Source organism: Trinickia sp. (assembly GCF_036503415.1).
Taxonomy (GTDB): domain Bacteria; phylum Pseudomonadota; class Gammaproteobacteria; order Burkholderiales; family Burkholderiaceae; genus Trinickia.
The window spans coordinates 1-2,017 of the sequence record NZ_DASXWY010000056.1 but is presented as its reverse complement, the minus strand read 5'-3'; the positions used below and the strand labels follow the sequence as shown (position 1 = coordinate 2,017).

The 2,017-nt window shown below is 60.6% G+C and carries 1 protein-coding gene and 1 pseudogene; one reads left to right on the top strand and one right to left on the bottom strand.

The annotated features are described in order from the left end of the window. Positions 1-241, top strand: a pseudogene (locus VGL01_RS07630) (multidrug transporter); the annotation flags it as partial. Positions 242-763: 522 nt separating this feature from the next. Here the strand turns inward: VGL01_RS07630 and VGL01_RS07625 are convergent. Continuing rightward, positions 764-1,867 (bottom strand): phosphatase PAP2 family protein, encoded by a 1,104-nt coding sequence (locus VGL01_RS07625; protein ID WP_331568252.1) that lies wholly within the window; start codon positions 1,865-1,867, stop codon positions 764-766. Between the last annotated feature and the right edge of the window lie 150 nt (positions 1,868-2,017).

The following is a 2,017-nucleotide window of genomic DNA, read 5'->3' as shown; positions in this document are numbered from 1 at the left end:
CGATAGTTATCTGCAGGTGTTGACTGCGCAGACCAATCTCTATTCGGCGCAGCAATCGCTGATCAATGCGCGTGTCGCACGGCTGACCAGTCTTGTTGATCTGTATGTGGCGCTCGGCGGTGGGTGGGTGCAGCAGACGGGTGAGACACCGAGGCCGGCGGACGCGGGGACGGATTATGGGTCGTTGCCCGCGCAGGTGCCGCAGGGTGGGGCTTCGGGGGTGAAGGCGCCGGCTAGTTGAGGCGGCCGCGCTTTCGAACGTTGCATTCAAACCGGCGAGCGGCGGTCCAGCTCGCCGGTTTCGTTTTATACGCCCCGCGAACACGGGTCGGCGCAGGAATGCGATCGCCTTACGAGGGACGACGCCGTCCGAAGCTAACCCTTGACGGCAGCGAACGGGATGTAGCGAGTTTAGCTAGTTTATGATTTCAGTATAAACTCGCTAAACCGCCTTTAATGGCGGCGCCGGTCGCCAGTGACACCTTGTCGCATCTGGTGATCTCTCGCTCGATGGTTCGGCGTACGGAGCGACGAGAACATGCCACAGCAACAGTCCGTGCCGCGGGATGTCTTTTCTGATTCTGCTAGAGCGTCCGGATCTCTCTAAGTCCGCTAAAGCGTTCGAAGAGCCTACACGGAAAAACAGGGCATCCAATGCGCGCGTGGCGCGGCTTACGAATCTCGTCGATCTTTACGTGGCGCTTGGCGGTGGATAGTTGCAGCAGACGGGCGAAACGCAGAGGCCGGCCGATGCGGGAACCGATTACGGCTTGCTGCCCGCGCAGGTGCCGCAAGGCGGGGCTTCGGGGGTGAAGGGACCGGCGGGGTGAGCCGATCGTTCGTTCGTCGAAACGAATCCGAACCGGCAAGCGACAGGCTCGCCGGTTCGGCTCCATGGGCTGGCTTGGGTGACTGCCGCAAGCCGCAGTGTCCGGCGGCGACGCATGGATCTCGCTACCCCGATGAGCGCGAGCGCGAGTAGCAAGCCGCCGATCACATCGGCCAAATAGTGCCCGCCCTCGGTCGGCGTCGAAGCGATCATCGCCGCATTCAACACGACGCCGATAACGGAAACGACCGGCACGCGTCGAAGCGCGTACGCAAAAATGACGGCCATTTCGGTGTGAAAGGACGGCATCGAGACCAAGCCTTGAGCGGCCGACAAATCGAATGTCCGTAACGAACCGCTTCGCAACAATGCAAAGTCGGATACCGTGGAAGCAGTCTGCGGATCGGTTATGCCGAAATGCGTAAACGCACTGGCTGCGGGAACGACGGCGGGGACCAGGCTGGTCAGAACCGCGGCCGACATGAAAAGCAGCGAAAACTCCGCCAACTGCCTCCGGCGCCCCATCAGGCCAAGTAATACCGGAATGCCGATCAACTGCCATAGCCCACTGTCGTAGGCCAGCGCGAGTGCGCGATGGATATCGGGATGCGCGTGTACCCATTGGTAGGTCGAGGACCAATCGAAACCGAGTAGCCGGTCGAACTGGATTAGATCGTTGTCGATGAGCGGGGCGTTCGTCGTCACGCAAAGATAGGACAGGATGGAACACGCCGATGCGAAGCAGGAAAGCATGGCGACGTATGCGAGCGTCTGAGATAGTTCAGCGTACCGCAGCGTTCTTATCGCGCTACGGTAGCGGGTAATCCTGGTCATTGCGCCGAGCGCGGCGGCGACGGCGAGCAATGTCATATCGGGTTTCGCTGTTGCAATCAGGCTCGCTAGACGCACCGAGTATGCGCCTGTGCGGAGCCATAGCGCATCGACGAAAACGAGCGTCGCGATGATGGTCCAGCCGATCACGTAGGAGCGCCGATAGGAATAGCGCGACTCTTGCGGATGCGATGTCGGTCTACGCATCTTCAATATGCGATCCTCGGTGCCACATAGCTGCCGTAGCCGGTGCCAATGCCCGATGCCTGAGTGGGTATCTTGTAGCCTGCGACGAAATGGCCGGAAATGGCCTTGCTGCTGCCGCCGTTCGACGAATCGATGTAGAAGGCGGCGAAC